Genomic DNA, 25,615 nt, shown 5'->3' with positions numbered 1-25,615 from the left:
TACCCACAAGGCTAACAATTAGTAATTATTCGTATAGCTCTATGATTAATTACACCTACCAGTAGCCACGCAAACATTATCTTTAGTTCAATTCAGCAAACTAAACTTATTTCATTTTGAAAATTTAAGTTTGAAGTGTAAAAGAGTCATTGAAATATTTAGTTATATATAGAATACATTATGAAACAACACCAAAATGGTTTTACTTTGATAGAGCTAGTCTCTGTCGTCGTTATTTTAGGCATACTTGCCGTTACCGCAGCTCCTCGCTTTCTAAATTACCAACGCGATAGCCATGAAGCTATAGCTCAAGGTGCTTTTTCTTCTTTTCGAACTGCGGTTAACCTTTACCACTCACAGTGGCTTGTTGATGGAGAGCCTGATTTTAATCAAGATGTCGATTATGGTGAAGGCAGCGTTTATCCTTCATCGACTGGTTTTCCAATCGCTGTTGATCAACTACCGATTAATTCGGGGACTGCAATTAGAGGGAGTGACTGCGCAAGGCTTTGGCGGGCGCTCATGAATACTGACCTCACCGTTAGAGATCACGGTAGCTCAGTATTCCCTTCAGAAGAACCGATCGTTGCTTGGTATACATCAGATCCAAGCTGCTATTACTACTACACTGATGGTTACTCGCTAGGCGAAGATTTACCAAGGCTCAACTACTTCCCTCTAACCGGTGAAATAACTGTTACGTCAGATTCACCTAGCTCATAGTGACAAGCTTTTAACTTGCCCGTACAATCACGCGTCTTAATTTTCGATCCATTCAGTTTCGGTAAAGCAAATGCGAGTAATACTTGGCCCTATGGAGGGCGTTTTAGACCATCTAATGCGTGAAATTCTCACAGAGATCAATGATTACGATCTCTGTGTGACGGAATTTGTGCGCGTAGTTGATCAACTTCTTCCTCCGCATGTTTTTCACCGTATTTGCCCTGAATTGCATCAAGGCTCTCAAACCATGGCTGGTGTTCCAATCCATCTCCAGCTTCTAGGACAACACCCAAATTGGATGGCCGAGAATGCTTTTCAAGCTGCTAGTTTAGGCGCTAAAGGCATTGATCTTAATTTTGGTTGCCCTGCAAAAGCGGTAAACAAAAGTAATGGCGGTGCGTCACTGCTAAAAGAACCAGAACTCATCTATCAAGTGGTGAAGTCTTGTCGAGATGCGGTGCCAGCACACATTCCCGTATCTGCAAAAATTCGATTGGGTTGGGAGCACCCGGAAGAGTGCTTTGAAATTGTCGACGCTATCGAACAAGCAAAGGCAGACGAACTCACTGTGCATGCAAGAACCAAAGTTGGCGGCTATAAAGCCAGCGAAATTAAATGGGATTACATCAATCAAATAAGAGAAAAAACGTCTCTACCTTTGATTGCTAATGGGGAAATCTGGAACTATCAAGATGGTCAAGATTGCATAGAAGCCACTGGCGTCGATTCATTGATGGTCTGTCGTGGCGCTTTCAACATTCCAAATCTTGGCAACGTCGTTAAGCACAACCACCCAAAAATGCCGTGGAATAAAGTCATCGAACTTTTGCTACGCTATTCAGAGTTTCAAATAAAAGGGGACAAAGGCATGTACTACCCCAATAGAGTGAAGCAGTGGTTTGTTTATCTAAGTAAAGGCTACCCTGAAGCGAACGAACTATTTAAAGAAATTCGCACTTTCAAGAAAGCGCCACCTATTGTGGAGCGCCTTCAGCGTTATCAAGAGGAACATCGCCAAACTGTGTGAGTTAGTTCCCCTTCTTCTCTAACATAGAAGTTCAATAGCGTGGTTAAAATACGATGCGGTCTTTACCTGTCGTCTTAGCCACGTACAACTTTTCATCCGCGTGTTTGAATATCTCTTCAAAGCTTAGGTTATTATGCTCAGCTTCAGTAATACAAACACCACCAGAGACAGTAAAACCATTAGGTACAATGTTAGCTGAGTTTGCACAGACAGCATTTTTAACACGCTCTAATGTCCTCATTAACGTTTCACGATCATCACCTTTAAGATAAACGACAAACTCTTCACCACCAAACCTTGCTGCTACATCACTACTTCGAATGCTATTACTTATCTGGCGGGACATGTAGCGAATAACATCATCCCCTTTGTCATGCCCAAAGGTATCATTAATCAACTTGAAATTATCAATGTCAAATACAGTCAAGGCGAATAACTGGTCATGCTCCACACTGCGCCAAAAAGCTTCCAATCCTCTGCGATTTAGCAGCCCGGTCATCGGATCTTTAGCTGCTAGCTCTTTGAAGTAACCACGTTCAATATTGGAGTTAACGAAGAAAAAGAGCGTTACAGAGAATAGATATACGATGATAGCGACAATCAGACTGTCTTTCTCGTAGACAAAAAAGTGCTCTACCTCTTTGGCAAAATCTAATTCGTAGTACATCGCGTGATGAGAGGTGACTCCTTCCAGTTGTATCGCGCGATAGAAAGTAGCGCTATCAACCGGATTAACCAAGGTGGTATCAATAATATCGATTCTACCGGCTAAGTGCTCATTCGAACTCGCAAGCAATTTACTGGCGTCAATCTCAACAGAAAGCATTCCTTGATGTATCCCCTTATGAAACACCGGAATCGTCATGCTTATCATACGGTCAAGAGAGTCAAATCGATACGCAGGACCCGTTAAAGTCAATTGTTCTGGATTGTTGGCGGTTCTTTGCCAATACGGGCGGCTTTTTATGGTCGAAAGTAGTTCTTTCCCTAGCTCTTTAGCAAAGTCTTCTGGCGAAGAGATCACATACCCACGAGTATCAATAAAGTGTACGCCGTTGTGATATTCATCAAGCTGGGACAAAAATGAAAGAATTGGCGCGAGAGCAATTTTTTCTGACGCACTTTTATAGCTATCACTGGTTTCATTACAAAGGGGTTCTTGACCAACCAACATATAGTCGATATCGACAGAGGGGATATCTGCGGTTTTTCCGTCAGCAAGAAGTAATACGTCAATGGGCCAAATTCGGCAAATACCGTCAACCACTTGCTTATTGTGATCAAGGAAAAGAGGGTTTCCTGATTTGTAGTAATTAGAGAAGCTGTAATCTAGAGCGGTAACAATTTTGGTCGTTCGTTTAAACACTTCTTCAATACGCTGAAACTCACTGCTGATGTCTTTTTCAACCGCATCAAAATAATTTTTTCCTATCAGCCCAAGTAACATGGTCGCGATCACAGCGGGAAAGCCGAAGACAAAGGTAAGGCTAAAGTGCCTATTTACTTTCATAGAATGTGCTCTTAGCGCTCAGTTATTTTCATTAGTTCCATTAATATTATGACATTAATCGACAGCCCTCTCGATGTAAAATAATGTAAGTTGGTATTAACGATGCACCTATCGGGTAAATAACTACTTAAAAATGAATAAAATAGATCGCAGCTAATGGTGAGAGTCGACTAATGTTGTTCATTATGATGGTTTAAGTCCCTGTTAACAAAGTGACTTATCAAACATGATTTTTTTGATGTAAATACCTATTAACGACTGACTATCGCACGATCAACCACAGACTTAGGTAGCGTCAAACCAAGCATACGAGCGGCATCTAGGTTAACTACCAACTGAGAGCTTTGAGCCGTTTTAACACTCAACTTCCCTGGTTTTTGTCCGTCCAAAATAGCGGCCACATAATCAGCGGTCTGCACCCCAACGTCATAGTAATCTAGACCTAACCCAGCTATTGCTCCCTTGCCAACATAAGACGTTGCTCCTGCAACCACGGGTGTGCCAGCTTGGTTTGCTGCATTTATAAGTCCTTCAATACCGCTTGCCACCGTGTTATCGGTTAGCGCGTAGATAACATCAGATTTTTTAGCCACGGATGCTGTTTTTTCTTCTACATCATCGATAGTCAACGCTTTAGCAGTATGCAAAGTAAAGCCAAAGTCTCGTGTAGACTGCTTTAACAGCCCTACTAAAGCAACAGCATTTGCCTCTGCTGGGTTATAAACCACACCGACTGAAACTGCATTGGGGAGTAGCTCTTTAATAAGAGATACATGTTGGGAAATAGGTGATAAGTCAGAAAGGCCCGTGACATTTCGTCCCGGCTGCTCCAATTGTTTAACAAGTCTTGCTCCGATAGGGTCTGTCACCGCGGTGAACACAATCGGGATCGTTCGAGTCGCTGAAACCAACGCTTGAGAGGTCGGTGTCGCGATGCCAACTAATACATGAGGGTTCTCACTAACTAACTCTCTGGCTATTTTTGCTGCCTGAACGGGATTGCCACCAGCCATTTCATAAGAAAACTCTAAATTTTTACCCGGTTCGTAACCTTTTGCTCTCAATCCTTCAAGAAGTCCTAGACGTGTTGCATTCAGATCTGGATGGTCAACAACTTGTGAAACCGAAACTTTGGCAACGTTCGCCATGACATTGCTTGTCCATAGCAACAACAGACAACTTACGACCGCTGCCAATACCTTTTTTACAGAACTCATTATCGCTCCCTGAATCAAGCTCTGCTCATTATTGCTCGCTCAAAGAGAACAACATCACTATTGATATTATTACCTGTAACCATTGATGACTTGAAGTTATATTTAACAAAAACACAACAAGGCTCGAAAAATGCGTGAAATAGTGAAAGGCAGAATTTGAAAAGTAAGAAACTACATGAGTAGTAAGAGAAAAAAGGAATGAGGGGGAGCGAGATGAATAAAAACGAAGTGAAAATATTAAAGTCAAACCTGAGAACAAACCATCAATGAAGAATAGTTGCTCTCAGACAAGAGGAGAGTTGAAACTCATTAGAACCAACGTTCCATTGAGGATTTATCTAGCTGACGAAATGCGCGATTTAAAATGATCGCCAATTCTTTATAACGAGGGCGCGACTTCATTGGCTCTAACGCAAAACCCGTTTCAGTGATCTTCTCATGAAGTTCGCGATACCACGAGACTAGCGCAGGTGGAAGTTGTGTGTTTGAGCGATTACCTAACCACCACATGCCTTGAAGCGGTAAGCTGATTGCAAACAAAGCCATGACCACAGCTTGTGGCATCGCTTGGTAATTATTAAAGACCATTTGTGTAAGAACACTAATAGCAGCAATCGCAGGCATCACTTTCACGCCAAAACGGGTCGCTTTAATAATGCGCTGTTCTGGGAAGATCGCGTTTAACTCTTTTCGGACGGGCCAGAGATCCATGTACTTTTGGCCATCTTTTAAACTACTCGCTAAACCAACTCTATTGCTCATATGAGTCTCCCATTAAAAAAAAGTTGAAATCATCAACTAAAAACACAAAAATTTGACGAAAAATAATATTCTTTCAAATTTTTTTGTTATATTTGCACAATATCGCTATTATTTGCAGGCCTCAATCTCATTGTTGCCCTTATTTACAATTTAAGCAACTTTGAGAAGACTTCTGCAAGGAATGCACAAGCCTCTTTTTGATAAAGAGCGCTTTCACTTTATACGGAAATTAACGTTTTTTTGACCAAGGTTAGTACGCAAGCCTATGTGCTTCGACTATTCTTGAGATTAATTTTCATCCTTAACTGATTTCGATCAGAAAAATAAACAGGTAGTCATTAATGTCTAAGCTAGTTTTAGTTTTAAACTGTGGTAGTTCTTCTCTTAAATTTGCTGTAGTTGACGCAGTATCTGGTGACGAGCATCTAACAGGTCTTGCAGAATGTCTGCATCTTCCTGAAGCTCGTATCAAGTGGAAACTTGATGGTAAACACGAAGCTCAACTAGGTAATGGCGCAGCACACGAAGAAGCACTAGCCTTCATGGTAGAAACTATTCTTGCTTCTAAGCCAGAACTTTCTGAAAACCTTGCAGCAATCGGTCACCGTGTTGTGCATGGTGGTGAAAACTTTACTTCATCAGCACTAATCACTGATGAAGTAATTAAAGGTATCGAAGATGCAGCGACTTTCGCTCCTCTTCACAACCCTGCGCACCTTATCGGTATTAAAGCAGCTCAAAAATCATTCCCAGCACTAAAAAACGTTGCTGTATTTGATACTGCTTTCCACACGACAATGCCAGAAGAAGCTTACCTATACGCGCTTCCATACAACCTATACACAGATCACGGTATTCGTCGTTACGGTGCACATGGTACATCTCACCTATTTATTACTCGTGAGTGTGCCACGCTTCTAGACAAACCTATTGAAGAAGTTAACATCATTAACTGTCACCTAGGTAACGGCGCATCTGTTTGTGCAGTCAAGAATGGCCAATCTGTAGATACTTCTATGGGCCTTACTCCTCTTGAAGGTCTTGTAATGGGTACTCGCTGTGGCGACCTTGACCCTGCTGTTATGTTCCACCTACATGACAAACTTGGCATGAGCGTTGATGAAATCAACACAATGTTCACTAAAGAGTCTGGCCTACAAGGTCTAACTCAAGTAACTTCTGACTGTCGTTTCGTTGAAGACAACTACGGCGAGAAAGAAGAAGCTACTCGTGCAATGGACGTATTCTGTCACCGTCTAGCTAAATACGTTGCAAGCTACACTGCAACCCTAGAAGGTCGCCTTGACGCTATCGTATTCACTGGTGGCATCGGTGAAAACTCAGCGCCAATCCGTGAAATGGTTCTTAACCGTCTTGCATTCTTCGGTATCGAAGTAGATAGCGCAGCTAACCTTAAAGCTCGTTTCGGCGGCGAAGGTACTATCACGACTGAAAACAGCCGTGTACCAGCAATGGTTATCTCTACTAATGAAGAGCTAGTGATTGCAGAAGATACAGCTGAACTAGCAGGTCTTTAATCGAATTTTCTGACTAGCTTCACTCGACGCTAGTCAGATTTTTATCTAAGAAAAATGGGGCTCAACTTTTATTCCTACCCCTATATAAATGTTGGTAGGAACAGGAGTTGAGCTTTTTTCATTCCAATAGTTAAAGGTACTCCTCAATGTCCCGTACTATTATGCTTATCCCTACAAGCGCTGGTGTTGGTCTTACTAGTGTAAGCATGGGTGTTCTTCGCGCGATGGAGCGCAAAGGCGTAAGTGTTTCGTTCTACAAACCAATCGCTCAACCTCGTAGCGGTGGCGATCAACCAGATCTAACATCAACTATCATTAGCACAAACAGCGACATCAAGATTGGTGAACCAATTGCGATGACTAAAGCTGAAGCGTTGATCGGTAGTGAAAAAATGGATGTACTTCTTGAATCTGTTGTTGAGCAATACAACAAAATCAACAAAGACGCTGAAGTAACGCTAATCGAAGGCCTAGTCCCTACTCGTAAGCACCCGTTTGCAAACCAAGTGAACGCAGAAATCGCAAAAACGCTTGGCGCAGAGATCGTATTCGTTGCGACTCCTGGTACTGACAACCCTACGCAACTTAAAGAGCGTATCGAAGTAGCATGTTCTAACTTCGGCGGTACAAAAAACAAGAATATCAAAGGCGTAATCATCAACAAGCTTAATGCTCCTGTTGATGAAGCTGGTCGTACTCGCCCTGACCTATCTGAAATCTTTGATGATGCAGACAGCGCTCAGCAAGCGAACCTTGAAGTAATGCAAATCTTCAATTCTAGCCCTATCCGTGTTCTTGGCTGTGTGCCATGGAGCATCGACCTAATCGCAACTCGTGCGGTTGATATGGCTAAGCACCTTAACGCTGAAATCGTTAACGAAGGTGAAATCTCAACTCGTCGTATTAAGAGCATCACTTTCTGTGCACGTTCTCTACCGCACATGATTGAGCACTTCAAGCCAGGTTCACTGCTAGTAACTTCTGCAGACCGTCCTGACGTTATCGTTGCTGCGGCTCTTGCTGCGAAAAACGGTGTTGAGATTGGCGCAATCCTACTGACTGGCGGTTACGACATTCCAGAAAGCATTGCTAACCTTTGCGCACCAGCATTCGCTTCAGGTCTACCGATCTTCAAAGCTCAAGGTAACACTTGGCAGACGTCTCTAAACCTACAGAGCTTCAACCTAGAAGTTCCTGCTGACGATAAAGAGCGTATCGAGTTCGTTAACGATCACGTTGCAAGCCACATTGATGGCCCTTGGATTGATTCTCTATCTGAAGGTACTCAAGGCATCCGTCGTCTAAGCCCACCAGCATTCCGTTACCAGCTAACTGAATTTGCTCGTAAAGCGGCTAAGCGCATCGTTCTTCCTGAAGGTGACGAGCCACGTACAGTTAAAGCTGCGGCTATCTGTGCTGAGCGCGGTATCGCAACGTGTGTACTTCTAGGTAACCCTGAAGAAATCCGTCGCGTTGCAGCGCAGCAAGGTGTTGAGCTTGGCGCTGGCGTTGAGATCATCGATTCTGCATCAGTTCGCGAAAACTACGTAGCTCGTCTAGTAGAACTTCGTGGCGCTAAAGGCATGACTGAAGTTGTTGCTCGTGAGAAGCTAGAAGACTCAGTATTCCTAGGTACTATGATGCTTGAAGCTGGCGAAGTTGACGGCCTAGTTTCTGGTGCTGTTCACACAACGGCGAACACTATCGTTCCTCCGTTCCAGATCATCAAGACTGCTCCTGATGCTTCTATCGTATCTTCAATCTTCTTCATGCTTCTGCCTGATCAAGTGCTTGTATACGGTGACTGTGCGATCAACCCAGATCCAACAGCTGAACAGCTTGCTGAAATCGCTATCCAATCTGCAGATTCTGCTGCGGCATTCGGTATCGACCCACGCGTTGCTATGATCTCTTACTCTACTGGTGAATCTGGTAAAGGTGCAGACGTAGATAAAGTGCGTGAAGCAACCAAACTTGCTCAAGCGAAACGTCCTGATCTAGTGATCGACGGTCCTCTTCAGTACGACGCAGCAATCATGGAAAACGTAGCCGCTTCTAAAGCGCCTAACTCTCCAGTTGCAGGTAAAGCGACAGTATTCGTATTCCCAGACCTAAACACGGGTAACACGACTTACAAAGCGGTACAGCGTTCAGCAGATCTAGTGTCTATCGGTCCAATGCTTCAAGGTATGCGCAAGCCAGTAAATGACTTGTCTCGTGGCGCTCTAGTAGACGACATCGTTTACACAGTGGCTCTAACGGCTATCCAAGCAGACCAAGCAGCTCAAGCTGAAGAAAAAGTAATTAACTAATTACTTTTCTCTCGCTCTAAAATGCGTTAAAAACATTCAAGCCCGTGCAATTGCATGGGCTTTTTTCCATCACAAATTAGTGGCAATCAAAAACGTTAAACATACTGGAGGTTAATTGAACAGCGTAAGCAGGTACGGCTCACCCTTTCATATCAAATCACCCAAGAGCTGCATTTTCACTTTTAGCTAAATCACTGATTTATCAAGTTGCCTTTTTCTTTCCTTTCTATTATTAACCTACCGTACGTTTGTCGGAAAAATGCGATCTTTGACGTTTTATTCTTCGCAATGATGATTAGTTTTGTTATATTATTTTACATAATAAATAAACTTCTTTGTATTTCATAACACTATGACGTCAGATACTCGGCTGATCGCGTTGATCAAATGGCTCCCAGTTAGCTTTATCGCACTTTTTTCACTCGTACTGATTTCTTCATTTCTGTACAACTCACACCTATCTAATCAAAAACAATTAGTGAGAGCTGAACAACTATTTAAAGATCAGCACAAGCAATTGCTTAAAAGCCAAGTCGACGTCGCAAAAAGCCAAGTTCTCTATTTAAAATCAACCACCGAGTCAGAACTAAAACAAGTCGTAAAAGAACGATTAGAAGAAGCACATCGAATCTCGACTCGTCTCTACGAAGACAACAGATCACAGCCAAAAGAAATAATCGAATCCATCATTAAAAGTGCGTTAAAAGACATTCGCTTCAATAGTGATCGTGGTTACCTTTTTATTGTTGATCGCCAAGCTAAAGGTATTATGCACCCATTCTGGCCCCATCTCGAAGGGCAGGACCTTTCCACGCTTAAAGATACGCGAGGCACTCCCATCGTCACAGAAATGGTCAAACTGTCGCTTGAGAAGAAAACAAGTTTCTACAGATGGTGGTTTCACAAACCAGGTGACAGCAAGACAGAGTACGAAAAAATTGGATATTCTGTCTACTTTGAACCACTAGACTGGGTTATAAGCTCCGGTGATTATGTCGTTGATGTTGAAAGTGACCTAAAACAACAATCATTAAATTGGCTGAAAAACTTAACGCTTCCTGGTTCTGATCAGCTTTTCGTACTCGACAAGCAAGGCGTATTTTTGGCGCACGAGTCGCAAGAACTCATTGGGTCAAAACATCCTACATTTCAGTTAATTATTCAAAGTCAAAACTCAACTAATTCACTCCAAGAACGATTTATCAGCCTCGATAACGGGTTGGCTAACAATCGTTCGCAAGACACCATTAACTATGTAGCAAAAATTCCAGACTGGGAGTGGTATATCGTTGGTAGTGCTTATACCCAAGCCATTGAACAATACTCTATCGCACACAAACTGGTCACCGAAGAATCACTAAAGCACGATACGATTGAACTCATCATTTATAGTGCAGCAAGCTTCCTAACTTTGCTGGTCATTAGTTTCTATATGGGTAATGCCATCGCACGACGTTTTACTACCTTCCAAAACAGAATTAAACATGACTTCCATAAACTAGAGCAGAACCGTAAAGAACTCTCTTACTTGGCTCACCACGACTCACTCACCGGTCTTTACAACCGAACTGCATTAAAAGAGAGCTTTGCGGTCATACAAGAAAGAAACATACAAAATACGACTAAAATCGCTGTACTTTTTATCGACCTAGATGATTTTAAAAATATTAACGACGCTCATGGTCATGCCTATGGGGATCAACTGCTCAAAAACATTGCTCAAACTCTACAACATTTAACTGAGCCGAATGAAATGTATTTCCGTTTTGGCGGGGATGAGTTTATTGCGATTATAGACAATCTACCGACAGCTGAATCTTTGACACCAATTCTTAACAAGATTAAGCAGGCAATCGAACGCTCATACAATATCAAAGGGGAAAGCCTATCGATTAAGACAAGCATCGGCGTATCGTTATCCCCCGATCATGCAGACAATATAGAAATGTTAATATCTAAAGCTGATATGGCACTCTATTTCGCTAAACGTACAAGCAAAGGCATTATTCAATTATTTAACGAGTCTATTTCCGATGATATTCACAGTAAGCTTGAGATTGAGAACGCGCTTAACTCTGCCTTAGATAACAAGGAGCTTTACGTTCACTATCAACCTCAGATAAGTATACATTCAGGTGAAGTATTAGGAGTAGAAGCGCTTTGTCGTTGGCAAAACAAAAAGTTAGGATTTATTCCACCTGACGTATTTATCAGCATGGCGGAAAAAACGAATCTAATTAATGACATTACGTTCTTTGTCGCTGAAACGAGCATGCGTGATATTAGCACTATCAATAATCAACTAGGCGTATCCCTGTCGTTATCGATCAATCTCTCACCGGCTGTTTTTACTCACAACCACTTGGTAGAACGTTTCTCTGAACTCGCAGCCAAGTACGCTTTGTCTCCGTCAAAAATCAAGATAGAGATTACAGAAAGCGTACTTGTCGAAGATCTGCAAGCCGTTACGCTAGTAATGAACCGCTTCCAAGCACTAGGAATGCAAGTTTCCATCGACGATTTCGGCACAGGATATTCGTCATTAAGCTATATTGCCTCCCTGCCTATCAATGAGATCAAGATAGATAAATCATTTATAGATACTATTGATACCGATGAGAGGCAATTTGCACTGGTTGAAGCGATTACTTCTCTAGCAAGTATTTTCAATTTCGACTTGGTCGTGGAAGGTATTGAGACTCAAGCACAGCTGCAGTCTATTAAGCAATTGTACTGTAGCGCAGTTCAGGGCTACTACTACTCACGTCCGGTAAGCGCAACAGACCTCGTTAAGTATCTAGAGCTACAAAATCAAAGAGAAGCCTTTGAAGTTTAATTCGATATCAGCCTAATCCTATGTTCCGATAAGTTAAATTAAATAGCTGCGTTTATGGGGTGACTCTAAATCAAGGAAAGGCCCTTTGGGGACAACTTGAGTTGGGTTGATACCGGTGTGACTGTAATAGTAGTGACGCTTGATGTGATAAAAGTCGGTCGTCTCTTTGATGCCTTCGACCTGGTAGAGCTCTTTTAAGTAGCCCTGAATATGGACGTAGTCTGAAATTCGCTGCTTATTACACTTAAAGTGCCCAACATAAACGGCATCAAATCGAACCAGAGTGGTAAACAAGCGCCAATCCGCTTCTGTAATCTCGTTACCCGCTAAATAGCGATGTTCGCTAAGGTGAGCGTCTACTTTGTCTAAGGCTTCAAATAACGCACCATACGCTTCTTCATAAGCTTCTTGTGTGGTTGCAAAGCCAGTACGATAAACACCGTTGTTGATGCTTGGATAGATGTAGTCATTCCACTCATCAACCTTCTTAGCCAATTCCCACGGATAGTAGTCATCGGTGTTGCCTGTCAGTTCATTAAATTCTGAGTTGAACATGCGGATAATTTCAGAGGATTCGTTGCTCACGATGGTGTTGGTTTTCTTATCCCATAGCACAGGCACCGTCACTCTACCCGAGTAGTCAGGTTTGGCTTGAGTGTAGATTTGATGCATGCGCGTATGGCCGAACAGAGGTTCAGGTAACCCCATTTGCCAACCATCACTCATCATGTCTGGGCAAACAACCGTCACGTCAATGTGATCGGTTAGGTCTTTAAGCTCTCGGAAGATAAGGGTGCGGTGCGCCCAAGGGCAAGCCAATGATACGTACAAGTGATAACGGCCGCTTTCAGGCTGAAACTGCGCGGACGCTTTATTCTCTACCCAGTGACGAAAGCCTGCATCTTCGCGAACAAACTTGCCACCGCTTTCTTTGGTGTCATACCAAACGTCATGCCAAACACCTTCAACTAACTTACCCATATCCAAACCTCTGTCATCCAAACTTTTCTCTAGTATAAAAAAAGCCAACTTTTTCAAAACTAGAAGAAGTTGGCTTAGTTGTTCAAATAATTTGATGAAGGTGAAGATCCTCGAATACGTAAGCATAAAAAAAGCGCAACCTATAAAAAGTTGCGCTTAAGCCTGTCACAGGCTGAACCGTATCAAACGGGTTCTAGACTTGTACGTGCAAGCAAGATACTGCGTGTACGTCATCGCCTTGAATGGTTGGCTTGGTTTGCGCGCAGGCCTCGGTTGCTTCAGGGCAACGAGTACGGAACACACAACCCGATGGTGGGTTGATTGGCGATGGTAAATCACCTTCCAACATCTGAATCGTTTTGCTGCGCTCTAAGCGAGGGTCTGGGATCGGAACTGCAGACATCAATGCTTTGGTATATGGGTGCTTAGGATCTGAGAACAAGGCATCTGATTCACCTAGTTCAACAGCATTACCTAAGTACATCACCAATACACGGTCAGAGATGTGTTTCACAACCGACAAATCGTGCGCGATGAATACCAAAGACAAACCTAACTCTTTCTGTAGTTCCATAAGAAGGTTTACTACTTGAGCTTGGATAGAGACATCCAGAGCAGAAACCGGCTCATCACAGATGATCATCTTAGGCTTCAAGATAAGTGCACGTGCGATACCGATACGTTGACACTGGCCACCAGAGAATTCATGTGGGTAACGGTTGATTACGTTTGGTAGTAAACCAACCTTTGCCATCATCTCTTTAACTCGATCTTTCACGTCCTGTTTAGAAAGCTCTGGATAGAAAGTTTGTAGAGGTTCAGCAATGATGTCTCCAACTGACATACGTGGGTTAAGCGATGCTAGTGGGTCTTGGAAGATCATCTGAATCTCTTTACGAGTCTCACGACGCTTCACTTCCTGCATCTTAGTCAGGTCTTGACCTAACCACATAACTTCGCCTTCAGTTGCCTCCACTAAACCAATAATTGCGCGCGCAAATGTCGACTTACCACAACCAGACTCACCTACCACACCTAGCGTTTCGCCTTCGTAAAGATGAACATCCACACCATCAACGGCTTTAAGGTTTGATGGTTTCGCCCAAGGCCAAGCAGACTTAGCCGCAATGCTAAAGTGAACCTTAAGGTTTTTAATATCTAATAGTAATTCTTTACTCATTTTGTCCAAGTCTCCCAATCAGAAAAACAAGCACGCTGACGATCTTTTGCAAATGGCTGCAAAATCGGTGCTTCTTGCTTACAACGGTCCATTACTCGATGACAACGATCTTGGTAAGGACAACCTGTTGGCAGGCGAAGTAAGTTAGGTGGGTTACCTGGAATCGTCGGCAGAATTTCACCTTCGGTATCCAAACGAGGAATTGCTTTAAGCAGGCCTTCCGCATAAGGGTGGCTAGGCTCGTAGAAGATTTCATCTACTGTGCCGTATTCCATGGTACGGCCAGCGTACATCACTAGAACTTTGTCACAAGAACCGGCAACGACACCCAAATCATGGGTGATCATGATGATTGCTGTATTGAACTCATCTTTAAGCTCGTTCAGCAATTCCATGATTTGCGCTTGAATGGTTACATCCAACGCCGTTGTTGGTTCATCAGCAATCAGTAGTTTTGGACGACATAGCAAAGCCATTGCAATCATCACACGTTGACGCATACCGCCAGAAAATTCGTGTGGATACATGGTAATACGTTTACGTGCCTCAGGGATTTTAACCGCTTCCAGCATACGTACTGATTCTTCGAACGCTTCCGCTTTGCCCATGCCTTTATGCAGCATAAGCACTTCCATCAACTGATCACATACTTTCATGTAAGGATTCAGTGACGTCATTGGATCTTGGAAGATCATCGCGATCTGTTCAGCACGGACTTTGTTCAGTGCTTTCTCTGGTAGATTGAGAATCTCATTACCTTCAAACTTTGCACTGCCTGAGATGATGCCGTTCTTAGCCAGCAGTCCCATCAGTGCAAATACCGTTTGAGATTTACCCGAACCCGACTCACCAACAATACCCAGCGTTTCGCCTTGATTGAGTGAGAAGTTCAGGTCGTTTACTGCGGTTACGATACCATCTTGCGTGGTAAATTCGACGCGCAGATCTTTGACATCTAATAAGCTCATTATTGCTTCCTTAATCTTTTATAGCTTTTAATTGCTATTTCTTTATCTGTCTTTTGGATCAAGCGCGTCGCGCAGACCATCACCTACGTAGTTAAAGCAGAACAGCGTAACTACCATGAATGCCGCTGGGAATGCCAGTTGCCAAATAGCAACTTCCATTGTTTGCGAGCCTTCTTGTAACAGCGCGCCCCAACTTGTCATAGGCTCTTGAACACCAAGACCAAGGAAAGATAAGAATGATTCAGTAAGGATCATGCTTGGAATAAGGAGCGTTGAGTAAACCGCAACAATACCCAATACGTTCGGTACGATATGACGTGTAATGATTTTCCATTTACTGACACCACATACGTGCGCAGCCTCAATGAACTCTTTACTACGTAAACTCAACGTTTGGCCACGTACAATACGCGCCATATCGAGCCAAGCAATCGCACCGATAGCAACGAAGATAAGTACGATATTACGACCAAAGAATGTCACCAGTACGATAACTAGGAACATGAATGGCACTGCGTATAGGATCTCTAGGATACGCATCATCACTCGGTCAGTGCGACCGCCAATGAAGCCTGAAGCCGCACCGTAAAGCGTACCTATCAGTACCGCTACGAATGCACCCATCACACCAACCATAAGAGAAATACGGCCACCAATCATCGTACGAACGTATAGGTCACGGCCTAAACTGTCGGTACCAAACCAGTGATCAGCATTTGGGCCTACGTGCATTGCGTACCAGTCAGTATCATCGTAAGCATGCTGTGCCAACATAGGTAAGAAGATTACCGATAGCACCATAACAATTAGAATGAACAGACTGATCATTGCGGCTTTGTTGCGCATAAAACGAATACGCGCATCCTGCCACAAGCTACGACCTTCAATTTCCAAACTCTCAGAGAATTTTTCGATCGCTTCTAAGTTTTCTTTTTTCTTCAACATAACCATGCGTCCCTGCTAGTAGCGAATTTTCGGGTCAATAAGCGCTAGTAAAATATCAACGATTGCGTTGAACAAGATGAATAGGAAACCAATCAAAATGGTTACACCCATTACTAACGAATAATCACGGTTAAACGCGGCGTTAACAAACAGCTTACCGATACCTGGTAGGCCGAAGATGGTTTCAACAACAACTGAACCTGTGATGATACCTACGAACGCAGGCCCCATGTATGAAACAACAGGTAGCATTGCTGGCTTAAGCGCATGTTTAAGAACGATATAACGGTAACTTAGACCTTTAGCGCGAGCGGTACGGATAAAGTTACTGTTTAGGGTTTCAATCATGCTACCGCGAGTGATACGAGCAAAGGTTGCTACGTATAGAAGAGACATCGCGATAACGGGTAGGACGATGTACATGTACGTACCACCGTGCCAACCACCTGCTGGAAATATATGCCAGTGTAGCGAGAATAGGTAGATAAGCGCTGGTGCCAACACGAAGGATGGCATCACCACCCCAAGCATGGCGGTCGACATTATGGTGTAGTCGATCCAGGTGTTGTGCTTCAAGGCGGCAATGGTTCCGACCGTTACCCCCATCAATAATGTGAAGATAAAGGCAACAAAGCCTACCTTCGCAGATACTGGAAGTGCAACCGCAATCAGCTCATTTACTGTGTAATCTTGGTATTTAAAAGATGGACCAAAATCACCCTGAAGGATGTTGGTCAAGTACGTGGTGTACTGTTCAAATACAGGTTTATCTAAGCCATATTTAGCTTCGATGTTAGCCATAACTTCTGGCGGTAATGGACGCTCGCTTGAAAACGGGTTACCCGGTGCGAAACGCATAAGAAAGAAAGATATAGTGATCAACACCAACATGGTTGGAATCGCTTCAAATATCCTTTTCATAATGAATTTAAGCATAAACTCACTCTTTCAGTCTGTGACAATTAAAATTAGAAAGACGCTACATGCGCGCCCTGCGCATGTAGTGTCTGTATCGTTATAGTTATATTAACTTTTTAGAATCGAAGCGTTTATTATTCAGCTTTGATGTAGAGATCTTTTGAGTAGATTTTATCTTCCGCGTTATTAGTAGGGAAGCCACCTACATGTGGGTTAAGTAAACGCGTTTTAACGTACTGATAGATAGGAGCAATAGGCATATCGTTCGCCATTAGCTTCTCTGCTTCTAAATACAGTTCGTTACGTTCTTGTTCTGAAGTGGAGTTAATAGCCTTGTCTATCAAAGTGTCATAATCACGATTTCCCCAATGTTGGCCGCCTGTCGTATTAGCACTTACCATCAAGGTCAAAAATGTAGACGCTTCATTGTAGTCACCACACCAACCTGCACGAGCTACTTCAAAGTTGCCAGTATCTTTAGAAGATAGGTAAGTTTTCCATTCTTGATTTTCAAGTGTAACCTTAAGACCCAGTGTCTTCTTCCACATAGAACCTAGTGCTACAGCAACTTTCTTGTGATTCTCATCAGTGTTATATAAGAGGGAGAACTCAAGAGGATTGTCTTTTCCGAAACCCGCTTCTTCAAGAAGGCGCGCCGCTTCAGCATTACGTTCTTTTTGAGACATTTTACCGTATTGAGGAAGCTCAGGTTCGAACCCAGCAGTAATTTCCGGCGTGAGGAAATACGCAGGTTTCTGTCCTTGCCCCATGATTGCACCAGCGACTATGTCACGATCAATCGCATAAGAAATAGCCTTACGTACACGAACATCATCGAAAGGCTTTTTCTTAGTGTTAAATGAGTAGTAGTAGCTACAAAGGTTACCCACAACGGATAGATCTTCTGGATGTTCTTTTTTCATACGCTTGAAATGCTCAATTGGCAGATCATCTGTAAAATCGATTTCACCAGATAGGAAACGGTTCATTTCCGCTACTTGGTTTTCGATTGGCAGGAACGTGACTTTGTTTAGAACAGTCTTATCATTGTTCCAGTATTGGTCGTTACGCTTAAGTACTAGGCGTTCGTTAACAACCCATTTATCAACAGCAAATGCACCATTACCAACAAAGTGATCTGGCTTAGTCCATTGGTCACCGTACTTTTCAACAGTTGCTTTATGTACTGGCTTAACTGTTGTGTGGCCCATCATCATTACGAAATATGGTACCGCTGTATCTAGTTCAACAACAAGCGTGTTTGCATCTACAGCTTTAACACCTAGCTCACTCTTGTCTTTCTTACCCGCTACGATGTCTTTCGCGTTCACCATCTTGGTATATTCCATGTACCAAGCATATGGAGAAGCAGTGGCAGGATCGACTGCACGTTGCCAGCTGTAAACGAAATCTTCAGCTGTTACAGGATCGCCGTTAGACCATTTTGCATCTTTACGTAGGTGGAAAGTGAATGTTTTGTTGTCCGTCGTTTCCCAGCTTTCGGCTACACCTGGGATTGTATTACCTTCGCCATCTTGGTTCACTAGACCTTCTAGAAGATCACGAATTACGTGAGATTCTGGTACACCTTGAGATTTGTGTGGGTCGATAGTCGCAACTTCAGTACCGTTACCGCGAACAAGTTCCTGAACTTTTGCTAGTTCTGTGCCTGCTGGAACTTCAGCAGCGATAGAAAGAGTAGAAGTGGCAGCCACTGCCAAACCAGCACCTAGAAGAAGGGCCTGAGTGATTTTATTCTTGTACATTTAATAAACTCCAAGTTTTACGTATTGCATCCATGACTTCTTTGCTAAGTTCACTGAACGGCAGTGATTTAGATTTATTTAGCTCAAAATTTAAGCATAAAAATCTAAAACCTTACAAAGATTGAGGCACACACTATCAACCATTGAAGTAATTTGCCATAAACAAGTCGCAAAAAATCGGATAATTCTCCGAATTACTCAAGGTCACAGTGTAAATCTCTAATAAAAACCTAATGAATAGTTAATTACACATAGGAATTAATTAAAAAACAGCCTTTAGTGTTGATGTATCTGAATTGATACTTTTATTTAGCATCTTATGCTAGAACACTGTCGGCAAATTAACATTAATGCCACATGAAATCTAATTGCACATCACATATCCCCTAAATAGACTGCACTATTTGTGAGGATTATCACTTTATACAAAACAGCATAAAGCACTGCACCAAAACAGATGCAGAGCTGCACCAGTACAGAAAAAATAAGCCAAAGAATTTATATGCAACTCGAATGATTAATCATTTAATAAGCACCCTATTTTTTATAAATGACTTTGTTGCACGCACAAAAAAACCGACGTTCAACGTCGGCTTTATTACCTAAGTCCTAACCTGAAATGCGTTATCACGTTAAGGACGAAACATTATGTGGGATAATTTACTTTTTCCAGCGCTCTGCAGCTTTGGTATCAGAATCGCGAGAATCAACCCAGCGAGTTGTTTCAGTGGTACGTTCTTTTTTCCAAAACGGCGCTTTGGTTTTCAGAAAGTCCATAACAAACTCACACGCTTCGAAGGCAGCGCCACGATGTGCACTGGATACACCAACGTAAACAATCTGGTCACCGATATCTAGGTCACCAACGCGGTGAATCACTCGCATCTTCTGGATAGGCCAGCGCGCTTCAGCTTGGTCACAGATCTCACTCAGAGACTTCTCTGTCATACCCGGATAATGTTCTAGAGACAAACCAATCACGTTGTCGCCAAGGTTCATGTCGCGAACTTTACCTACAAACGTCACAACCGCTCCCGCAGCCGTACCTTGAGCTAGATAATCGTATTCGTCACCCACAGAAAAGTCTTCAGCAGTCACTAATACTCTTGGATCAATAACTCGAGAGTCATTCATGGTTAACCTCCAGTAACTGGTGGGAAGAAAGCCACTTCGTCGCCGTCTTTCACTTCAGTCGTCAAAGGTACAATTGATTGGTTGAGTGCTGCCAGCAGCTTGCCCTCTTCCAATGCGATATCCCATTTGCCTTCTTGTGTTACAAGGTGGCTACGAATCGCTTCAATAGTATTGTATTGCGCATCGACCTCTAGGCTATCAACACCGACAAGTTCACGAGTTTGTGCAAAGAAAAGTACCGTAATCATGATTCCACCTTGAAGTGACCTGATTTACCACCTGTCTTCTCTAGCAGACGTACGTTCTCGATAACAATGTCTTTCTGAACAGCTTTACACATATCGTAAATCGTCAGTGCAGCAACAGAAGCAGCCGTTAGCGCTTCCATTTCTACGCCTGTCTTACCAGCAAGCTTACATACCGATTCGATACGAACCTTGTTTTCAGACTCAATGGCTTCAAGTTGTACTTCTACTTTAGTCAGTAGCAAAGGGTGACACAGTGGAATCAAGTCCCACGTCTTCTTCGCTGCTTGGATACCAGCAATACGTGCCGTTGCGAAAACATCACCTTTATGGTGGCTGCCAGAAACAATCAGCTCTAGCGTTTCTGCTGACATTTGAACGAAAGCCTCTGCTCTCGCCTCACGTACTGTCTCTGCTTTAGCCGATACATCGACCATGTTCGCTTCGCCAGACGCGTTAATGTGTGTAAATTGGCTCATGCTCAATCCACCTTATACAGAAAGATGTGGCATGAAATTGCAAGGACGGTGACTCGCATCCATCTGTTGCTTGATGATCTTAGTCCAACCTGTACGGCACGCACCTGTAGAACCTGGCATCGCAAAGATAACCGTGTGGTTAGCAAAACCCGCAATCGCACGAGATTGAATCGTTGATGTACCAATCTCTTCGTAAGACACTTGGCGGAAAAGCTCACCAAAGCCTTCTACTTCTTTGTCGAATAGTGGTTTAAGTGCTTCAGGCGTGCTGTCACGAGAAGTGAAGCCCGTACCACCAGTGATTATAATCGCTTGAACGCTTTCGTCAGCAATCCACTGAGATACGATCGCACGGATCTTGTACATGTCATCGATAACGATTTGCTTATCAACCACGTTGTGGCCTGCTTCTTTAGCATGCTCAGCTAGGTAACCACCTGACGTGTCATTTTCTTCTGTACGAGTATCTGAAACGGTTAGTACTGCGATGTTTGCTGCTTGAAATTTGCTTTCTGCGTGACCCATTTGTTCACCTATATAAATTTTTCGATGATTAGGGCGTGTTGACCTTTCGTGATTAAATTTTGTTCGAGATAAAAGCGTTTTAATCGCGGCGAGGGGGAAGTCGCCTAGTCATTCTAAGCAAATCTCCCTCAACAAAGAGTAAAACGCTTTTAGCCGAACCCTTCGGGCAGCATTTGCTGGTCATTTCTACTGCGTTATCGGCTTCTCATGTAGGCTAGCTACACATCAAAGCCTCTGCCTTGTATAAATACCCAGCAACTCGCTGCAAAAATCAACTCGAAAGGGCAACACGCCCTAGACTTATTCGCCCAGCCTAAAGAAGCTGAGCGATAAAATGCTTTAGAGTATATAGCGGGTTAACCGCCGATTGACGCCAAGTTTGGAGTCATGCCACTGTTGCCATCGTGTAAGAAGTGGCTAACGGACTTGGTTTGAAGCTGAGCCTGAATTCGATCAATGAGCTCTTGCTCTTGTTGATCCTCTTGAATCAGATCTCTCAGTTCAACACCATGGTCGCCAAACAGACATAAGTGAAGTTTACCGGTCGCAGAAACACGCAGTCGGTTACAACTCTCACAAAAGTCTTTCTCGTAAGGCATGATCAAACCGATTTCACCCTTGTAGTCTGGGTGGACAAACACTTGCGCGGGGCCATCATTAACGGCTTTGACTTTTAACAGCCAACCATTAGCAATAAGCTGGTTGCGGATCGCAACGCCAGACACATGGTGTTTATCGAACAACTCGTCCATCTCGCCGGTTTTCATCAGCTCGATAAAACGTAATTGAATAGGTTTGTCTTTGATCCAATTAAGGAAGGCTGGTAATTCCTGACTATTGAGGTCTTTCATCAATACGACGTTGACTTTGACTTGTTCAAAGCCAACCTCAAACGCTTTATCAATGCCTCGCATAACCTCTGTAAACTTATTCTCACCAGTGATCTGATGGAACATGCGCGAATCTAAGCTATCCACGCTCACGTTTATATGGGTTAAACCAGCATCACGCCATTGCCCTACTTGTTTCTCCATGCGGTAGCCATTCGTTGTGGTGGCTACTTTTTCGATGCCTGGAGTAGAAGCAACAGTATGTATGATTTCAGGAAAGTCTTTACGCAGACTCGGCTCTCCGCCTGTAATGCGGATCTTTGAGGTACCACAATCTGCAAACGCTTTTACAACGCGTTTGATCTCGGGAACACTTAAAAAAGACGAGTTTTTTTGCCCTGACGGTTTGTAACCATCCGGCAAGCAGTAAGTACATTTAAAGTTACAGACGTCTGTAACCGACAAGCGCAAGTAATAAAACTTGCGATGGAATCTATCTTCGAATTGTTGCGCCACGGAACACCTTTCCAAACACGGGAGGCATAATCATTTCCAATTAAGCCCTTGTGACAACATGTCACTGGCTCTTGATGCGTATCGGTACAGCAAATACCACTGTGCGACTTAGCATGCGAGAGCTCGGAGTTATGGCAACTGCACGTTATATTCACACGCGCAGTAGCTGAGTAATAAAATACTTAATATTTGTACGTGAATCTAGCTCTGATGACAAAAAACGGGTCACATCGGCAAAAAAAACGTATCAAACCCTCAAAATAACTCTTGTTGAGTATCTGACGAGAAGCATTTAACCTAAATTATAGTTGGTAATAATCTAACAAGAACAAAAAATGAATATTTACTCTTCAAAGAAAGTCGTAGCAATCGGTGGGGGCCATGGCTTAGGTCGTATGCTAGCTGCATTAAAAGACTTTGGTAGCAATGCGACTGGCATTGTTGCAACAACAGATAATGGTGGTTCAACCGGGAGAATTCGAGACTGCCAAGGTGGTATTGCTTGGGGAGATACTCGTAACTGTATCAACCAATTAATCACAGAACCTTCGATCAGTTCGATGATGTTTGAATATCGCTTTCGCGGTCAAGGTGAACTCGATGGTCACAACTTAGGTAACCTAATGCTAACGGCACTAGACAACCTTTCCGTTCGCCCATTGGAAGCAATTAACCTAATTCGAAATATGCTCAAGGTCGATGTCAATATCGTCCCAATGACCGAGCACCCTTCTGATCTCACGGCTTTATCAATGGACGGTCGTTGGGTAACTGGCGAAACCAACGTTGATGACATGACAGAAAAGCTGCGCATGATGGACTTATCTCCAGAAGTACCGGCAACCAAAGAAGCTGTTGCAGCAGTTGAGCAAGCAGACTGCATTGTCCTTGGACCAGGAAGCTTTTTAACCAGTGTGATGCCCCCGCTGCTACTGCCAGAAATTGGCAAAGCAATCGCGGAAAATACCAAGGCAAAAGTTATCTTCGTTGAAAACCTTTCGCCAGAGCACGGCCCTGCAGGAAAAATGACGCTTCAAGAACAATTGGAGTGGTGTGAACGTACCTGTAAGGCAAGAAAAATAGACATTGTACTGGGCAATGAACCACACCCTGAATTAGAAGGGCAATGGAATTGTGTGACCACTGATCTTGCCTCTCCTAACCGAGATTGGCGACACGACCGTTTAAAACTCCAACAAGCGATTAGGGATCAACTGGCTTAATGCTTGTCGCTTAGGCTAGACGACAGAGACCAGTAAAAACAAAAAAGGAGCATCATGCTCCTTTTTTAGTCTCTTTAATAACTAGCCGCTTTAGAGATCCGTCATCAACTGCTGATATTCAGTGTACGTTGATAACAGGAGCTCTTGCATATCTTGGAAATCAATATCGGTTACAGGCAATGCTTGCTTCACTTTTGCGTCTAAGCTAATCGCAAAACTACACAAAGAGTCTGCGCCAAAACTCGCAGCGCTACTCTTAAGTGCATGGCTTATATCAGCCAAGTACTTAGATGTATCCGACGCTTTATTTATCTCTAGATGTTCGTAGTAGCCTTTCAACTCACCTAAGAAGATTTCCAGCAAAACTGGTACATTCTCTTGCCCTATTTCACCGGCAAGCTCATCAACTTTTTGCTGATTTAATACTTTCGTCATTATGATTTTCTTATTGTTTGGTGATTACTGCTTCGCATTCCACGTTTGCAACTTACGGTATATCGTCGATGGACTGACATCTAAGAAACCGGCCGCGCGGGGAATGTTGCCGTCACACGCTTTTATGGCCTGTTCGATAGCCGTCTTCTCAGTGATCCACAATGGGAAAATATCTTTTACCGTGATGTCTTCGTTCTGCTTCTCTTTCAAGCGCAAGCTGTTTTCAATCGGTTGGTTCAATGGTGGTGGAAGCATGTTGAGAGTAATCTCTTTGCCGTTATTCAATACCACCACGTTCCGTAATACGTTTTGTAGCTGACGAACGTTACCCGGCCACTCATATTGATTAAAGCGATCAAGCACTTCCTGAGCAAAACGCACAAACGCCTTACCTTCCTCAACCGACATGTAACCTAGTAACGAGTACGCAATCTCGATGACATCTTCACCGCGCTCGCGCAATGGCGGCAGGTGCAATGGAATCACGTATAAACGATAGTATAAATCTTCTCTAAAGCGACCTTCTTGTACTTCTTTCCAAGGGTCACGGTTGGTTGCACATACGAAACGAACATCGACACTCTTCATCTTCGAAGAGCCCACTTTTTGAAAAGTACCGGTTTGGATAAAGCGCAGCAGCTTGGTTTGCAGCTCTAAGTCCATTTCGCACAACTCATCAAGGAATAGTGTTCCGCCATCAGCAAGTTCAGCGGCACCTTGACGATCAGTTGCAGCACCGGTAAAGGCGCCTTTAACGTGGCCAAATAGCTCACTTTCAATTAGATCTTTAGGGATAGCCGCACAGTTAATCGCGATGAAAGGCTTGTCACCACGCTTGCTCGCCGCATGAATAGCTTCTGCACATACCTCTTTACCCGTACCACTTTCACCCGTGATGAAAATACTGGCTTTACTCGATGCTGCAGAGTCGATAGTTCGGTAAACCTGCTGCATGGTTTGGCTACTACCAATGAAGCCTTGGTAATTTTGGTTTCCCGGATGTTCCGAGCTATTTTTAAGTTTGGTGGCTTTACGGATCGCGTTGTTCACCGTAATACGGAGTCGGTCGGCTTCACACGGCTTGATAAGGAAATCTTGAGAACCATGACGCATGGCTTCTACGGCGGTATCGATAGAACCGTGAGCCGTCATGAAGATAACCGGAACTTCAGGGTATTTTTGTTTTACAGCAAATAGCACGTCCATACCCGTCATGTCAGGCAGACGTAGATCTAATAAAATAAGGTCTGGGATTCGATGATTCAAACTCTCGATTGCATCGCGGCCAGTGCCGACAATGTTGATATCAATTTCGAGCGGTGTAAGATACGAGCGATATAAAGCTGCTACCGAAGCGGTATCCTCGACCATCAACAAATACTTCGATTTGTTATCTAGCGTTTTTGATTGCATATCCTAGCCATTTATAATTTGCATTTCTTATTATAGTCGCATTCCGCTTTGCATTATGCAAATTAGCCACAATATTTGTAGTGTGTTTTTTTACTTACTTCAAATAATCAATGTTTTATCTATCTGGCACGA

General features: G+C 43.3%; 22 protein-coding genes and 1 riboswitch. Of the genes, 6 read left to right on the top strand and 16 right to left on the bottom strand.

Going from position 1 to position 25,615, the window contains the following annotated elements; all coding sequences use genetic code 11:
• Window positions 1–180: 180 nt before the first annotated feature.
• Both ACED59_RS05545 and dusC read left to right on the top strand, forming a co-directional pair.
• On the top strand, window positions 181–723 hold the full coding sequence (locus tag ACED59_RS05545) for a prepilin-type N-terminal cleavage/methylation domain-containing protein (RefSeq protein WP_009848626.1): 543 nt from the start codon (window positions 181–183) through the stop codon (window positions 721–723).
• A 70-nt stretch (window positions 724–793) separates the two neighbouring features.
• On the top strand, window positions 794–1,750 hold the full coding sequence (dusC, locus tag ACED59_RS05540; RefSeq protein ID WP_017099046.1) for a tRNA dihydrouridine(16) synthase DusC: 957 nt from the start codon (window positions 794–796) through the stop codon (window positions 1,748–1,750).
• Window positions 1,751–1,793: 43 nt separating this feature from the next.
• Here dusC and ACED59_RS05535 read toward each other — a convergent pair whose 3' ends face one another.
• The 3 genes from ACED59_RS05535 to yfbV all read right to left on the bottom strand — a co-directional run bounded on the left by ACED59_RS05535 (window position 1,794) and on the right by yfbV (window position 5,239).
• Window positions 1,794–3,260 (bottom strand): sensor domain-containing diguanylate cyclase, encoded by a 1,467-nt coding sequence (locus ACED59_RS05535; RefSeq protein WP_017099047.1) that lies wholly within the window; start codon window positions 3,258–3,260, stop codon window positions 1,794–1,796.
• A 251-nt stretch (window positions 3,261–3,511) separates the two neighbouring features.
• Window positions 3,512–4,477 (bottom strand): ABC transporter substrate binding protein, encoded by a 966-nt coding sequence (locus ACED59_RS05530; RefSeq protein WP_017099048.1) that lies wholly within the window; start codon window positions 4,475–4,477, stop codon window positions 3,512–3,514.
• Window positions 4,478–4,786: 309 nt separating this feature from the next.
• Window positions 4,787–5,239 carry a terminus macrodomain insulation protein YfbV gene (yfbV, locus tag ACED59_RS05525; protein WP_017099049.1) on the bottom strand — a complete coding sequence of 151 codons (453 nt, stop codon included), beginning with the start codon at window positions 5,237–5,239 and terminating at the stop codon, window positions 4,787–4,789.
• Window positions 5,240–5,580: 341 nt separating this feature from the next.
• On the opposite strand from yfbV, the gene ACED59_RS05520 reads away from it, so the two are divergent.
• The 3 genes from ACED59_RS05520 to ACED59_RS05510 all read left to right on the top strand — a co-directional run bounded on the left by ACED59_RS05520 (window position 5,581) and on the right by ACED59_RS05510 (window position 11,925).
• Window positions 5,581–6,777 (top strand): acetate kinase, encoded by a 1,197-nt coding sequence (locus ACED59_RS05520; protein ID WP_017099050.1) that lies wholly within the window; start codon window positions 5,581–5,583, stop codon window positions 6,775–6,777.
• Between the two features lie 146 nt (window positions 6,778–6,923).
• The gene (pta, locus tag ACED59_RS05515) at window positions 6,924–9,089 is read left to right on the top strand and encodes a phosphate acetyltransferase (RefSeq protein ID WP_029224061.1); all 2,166 of its coding nucleotides are present in this window, start codon (window positions 6,924–6,926) and stop codon (window positions 9,087–9,089) included.
• Window positions 9,090–9,468: 379 nt separating this feature from the next.
• The gene (locus ACED59_RS05510) at window positions 9,469–11,925 is read left to right on the top strand and encodes an EAL domain-containing protein (RefSeq protein WP_371731359.1); all 2,457 of its coding nucleotides are present in this window, start codon (window positions 9,469–9,471) and stop codon (window positions 11,923–11,925) included.
• A 33-nt stretch (window positions 11,926–11,958) separates the two neighbouring features.
• On the opposite strand, the gene ACED59_RS05505 is transcribed toward ACED59_RS05510, so the two are convergent.
• The 11 genes from ACED59_RS05505 to moaA form a co-directional block, all read right to left on the bottom strand.
• Window positions 11,959–12,906 (bottom strand): glutathione S-transferase family protein, encoded by a 948-nt coding sequence (locus tag ACED59_RS05505; RefSeq protein WP_029224062.1) that lies wholly within the window; start codon window positions 12,904–12,906, stop codon window positions 11,959–11,961.
• Between the two features lie 193 nt (window positions 12,907–13,099).
• Window positions 13,100–14,086 (bottom strand): murein tripeptide/oligopeptide ABC transporter ATP binding protein OppF, encoded by a 987-nt coding sequence (oppF, locus tag ACED59_RS05500; RefSeq protein WP_029224063.1) that lies wholly within the window; start codon window positions 14,084–14,086, stop codon window positions 13,100–13,102.
• Entirely contained in the window at window positions 14,083–15,054 is a 972-nt protein-coding gene (locus ACED59_RS05495) for an ABC transporter ATP-binding protein (RefSeq protein ID WP_017078105.1), read from the bottom strand. The genes oppF and ACED59_RS05495 overlap by 4 nt, the downstream gene beginning before the upstream one ends.
• Before the next feature lie 42 nt (window positions 15,055–15,096).
• Window positions 15,097–15,999: an oligopeptide ABC transporter permease OppC gene (gene oppC, locus ACED59_RS05490; protein WP_004734021.1), complete on the bottom strand. Its 903-nt coding sequence runs from the start codon at window positions 15,997–15,999 to the stop codon at window positions 15,097–15,099.
• Between the two features lie 15 nt (window positions 16,000–16,014).
• Window positions 16,015–16,935, bottom strand: coding sequence for an oligopeptide ABC transporter permease OppB (gene oppB / locus ACED59_RS05485; RefSeq protein ID WP_004734022.1), 921 nt, complete (start codon window positions 16,933–16,935; stop codon window positions 16,015–16,017).
• A 116-nt stretch (window positions 16,936–17,051) separates the two neighbouring features.
• Entirely contained in the window at window positions 17,052–18,683 is a 1,632-nt protein-coding gene (locus ACED59_RS05480) for an ABC transporter substrate-binding protein (RefSeq protein ID WP_017099054.1), read from the bottom strand.
• Between the two features lie 660 nt (window positions 18,684–19,343).
• Complete coding sequence (moaE, locus tag ACED59_RS05475; RefSeq protein ID WP_009848639.1) at window positions 19,344–19,817, bottom strand: molybdopterin synthase catalytic subunit MoaE; 474 nt, start codon at window positions 19,815–19,817, stop codon at window positions 19,344–19,346.
• Between the two features lie 2 nt (window positions 19,818–19,819).
• Window positions 19,820–20,065: a molybdopterin synthase sulfur carrier subunit gene (moaD, locus tag ACED59_RS05470; protein ID WP_017085813.1), complete on the bottom strand. Its 246-nt coding sequence runs from the start codon at window positions 20,063–20,065 to the stop codon at window positions 19,820–19,822.
• Window positions 20,062–20,541 carry a cyclic pyranopterin monophosphate synthase MoaC gene (gene moaC, locus ACED59_RS05465; protein WP_004734026.1) on the bottom strand — a complete coding sequence of 160 codons (480 nt, stop codon included), beginning with the start codon at window positions 20,539–20,541 and terminating at the stop codon, window positions 20,062–20,064. The genes moaD and moaC overlap by 4 nt, the downstream gene beginning before the upstream one ends.
• Before the next feature lie 12 nt (window positions 20,542–20,553).
• On the bottom strand, window positions 20,554–21,066 hold the full coding sequence (gene moaB / locus ACED59_RS05460) for a molybdenum cofactor biosynthesis protein B (protein WP_017099055.1): 513 nt from the start codon (window positions 21,064–21,066) through the stop codon (window positions 20,554–20,556).
• A 356-nt stretch (window positions 21,067–21,422) separates the two neighbouring features.
• Window positions 21,423–22,412, bottom strand: a complete 990-nt coding sequence (gene moaA / locus ACED59_RS05455; protein ID WP_009848642.1) for a GTP 3',8-cyclase MoaA — start codon at window positions 22,410–22,412, stop codon at window positions 21,423–21,425.
• Window positions 22,401–22,553: riboswitch (molybdenum cofactor riboswitch) on the bottom strand. Its footprint overlaps the gene before it by 12 nt.
• 194 nt (window positions 22,554–22,747) lie before the next feature.
• Between moaA and ACED59_RS05450 the strand changes: the two genes are divergently transcribed.
• Window positions 22,748–23,635, top strand: a complete 888-nt coding sequence (locus ACED59_RS05450) for a YvcK family protein (protein ID WP_017092489.1) — start codon at window positions 22,748–22,750, stop codon at window positions 23,633–23,635.
• Window positions 23,636–23,725: 90 nt separating this feature from the next.
• Here the strand turns inward: ACED59_RS05450 and luxU are convergent, their stop codons facing one another.
• Both luxU and luxO read right to left on the bottom strand, forming a co-directional pair.
• The gene (luxU, locus tag ACED59_RS05445) at window positions 23,726–24,070 is read right to left on the bottom strand and encodes a quorum-sensing phosphorelay protein LuxU (protein ID WP_004734030.1); all 345 of its coding nucleotides are present in this window, start codon (window positions 24,068–24,070) and stop codon (window positions 23,726–23,728) included.
• Between the two features lie 24 nt (window positions 24,071–24,094).
• A complete protein-coding gene (luxO, locus tag ACED59_RS05440) occupies window positions 24,095–25,483 on the bottom strand; it encodes a quorum-sensing sigma-54 dependent transcriptional regulator LuxO (protein ID WP_004734031.1) in 1,389 nt (462 codons plus the stop codon).
• Window positions 25,484–25,615: the final 132 nt, after the last annotated feature.

The organism is Vibrio sp. FF266 (assembly GCF_041439695.1).
Lineage (GTDB): Bacteria > Pseudomonadota > Gammaproteobacteria > Enterobacterales > Vibrionaceae > Vibrio > Vibrio tasmaniensis_A.
This window is presented reverse-complemented; position numbering and strand designations above follow the sequence as displayed.

What these genes read in the sequence shown, in the direction of transcription:
- ACED59_RS05530 (WP_017099048.1), bottom strand. Translation starts at nt 4,477, where the DNA reads ATGAGTTCTGTAAAAAAGGTATTGGCAGCGGTCGTAAGTTGTCTGTTG.
- oppF (WP_029224063.1), bottom strand. Translation starts at nt 14,086, where the DNA reads ATGAGTAAAGAATTACTATTAGATATTAAAAACCTTAAGGTTCACTTT.
- ACED59_RS05450 (WP_017092489.1), top strand. Translation starts at nt 22,748, where the DNA reads ATGAATATTTACTCTTCAAAGAAAGTCGTAGCAATCGGTGGGGGCCAT.
- luxO (WP_004734031.1), bottom strand. Translation starts at nt 25,483, where the DNA reads ATGCAATCAAAAACGCTAGATAACAAATCGAAGTATTTGTTGATGGTC.
- dusC (WP_017099046.1), top strand. Translation starts at nt 794, where the DNA reads ATGCGAGTAATACTTGGCCCTATGGAGGGCGTTTTAGACCATCTAATG.
- oppB (WP_004734022.1), bottom strand. Translation starts at nt 16,935, where the DNA reads ATGCTTAAATTCATTATGAAAAGGATATTTGAAGCGATTCCAACCATG.
- ACED59_RS05480 (WP_017099054.1), bottom strand. Translation starts at nt 18,683, where the DNA reads ATGTACAAGAATAAAATCACTCAGGCCCTTCTTCTAGGTGCTGGTTTG.
- ACED59_RS05535 (WP_017099047.1), bottom strand. Translation starts at nt 3,260, where the DNA reads ATGAAAGTAAATAGGCACTTTAGCCTTACCTTTGTCTTCGGCTTTCCC.
- oppC (WP_004734021.1), bottom strand. Translation starts at nt 15,999, where the DNA reads ATGTTGAAGAAAAAAGAAAACTTAGAAGCGATCGAAAAATTCTCTGAG.
- ACED59_RS05495 (WP_017078105.1), bottom strand. Translation starts at nt 15,054, where the DNA reads ATGAGCTTATTAGATGTCAAAGATCTGCGCGTCGAATTTACCACGCAA.
- yfbV (WP_017099049.1), bottom strand. Translation starts at nt 5,239, where the DNA reads ATGAGCAATAGAGTTGGTTTAGCGAGTAGTTTAAAAGATGGCCAAAAG.
- luxU (WP_004734030.1), bottom strand. Translation starts at nt 24,070, where the DNA reads ATGACGAAAGTATTAAATCAGCAAAAAGTTGATGAGCTTGCCGGTGAA.
- ACED59_RS05505 (WP_029224062.1), bottom strand. Translation starts at nt 12,906, where the DNA reads ATGGGTAAGTTAGTTGAAGGTGTTTGGCATGACGTTTGGTATGACACC.
- moaC (WP_004734026.1), bottom strand. Translation starts at nt 20,541, where the DNA reads ATGAGCCAATTTACACACATTAACGCGTCTGGCGAAGCGAACATGGTC.
- ACED59_RS05520 (WP_017099050.1), top strand. Translation starts at nt 5,581, where the DNA reads ATGTCTAAGCTAGTTTTAGTTTTAAACTGTGGTAGTTCTTCTCTTAAA.
- moaE (WP_009848639.1), bottom strand. Translation starts at nt 19,817, where the DNA reads ATGAATGACTCTCGAGTTATTGATCCAAGAGTATTAGTGACTGCTGAA.
- ACED59_RS05545 (WP_009848626.1), top strand. Translation starts at nt 181, where the DNA reads ATGAAACAACACCAAAATGGTTTTACTTTGATAGAGCTAGTCTCTGTC.
- moaD (WP_017085813.1), bottom strand. Translation starts at nt 20,065, where the DNA reads ATGATTACGGTACTTTTCTTTGCACAAACTCGTGAACTTGTCGGTGTT.
- moaB (WP_017099055.1), bottom strand. Translation starts at nt 21,066, where the DNA reads ATGGGTCACGCAGAAAGCAAATTTCAAGCAGCAAACATCGCAGTACTA.
- pta (WP_029224061.1), top strand. Translation starts at nt 6,924, where the DNA reads ATGTCCCGTACTATTATGCTTATCCCTACAAGCGCTGGTGTTGGTCTT.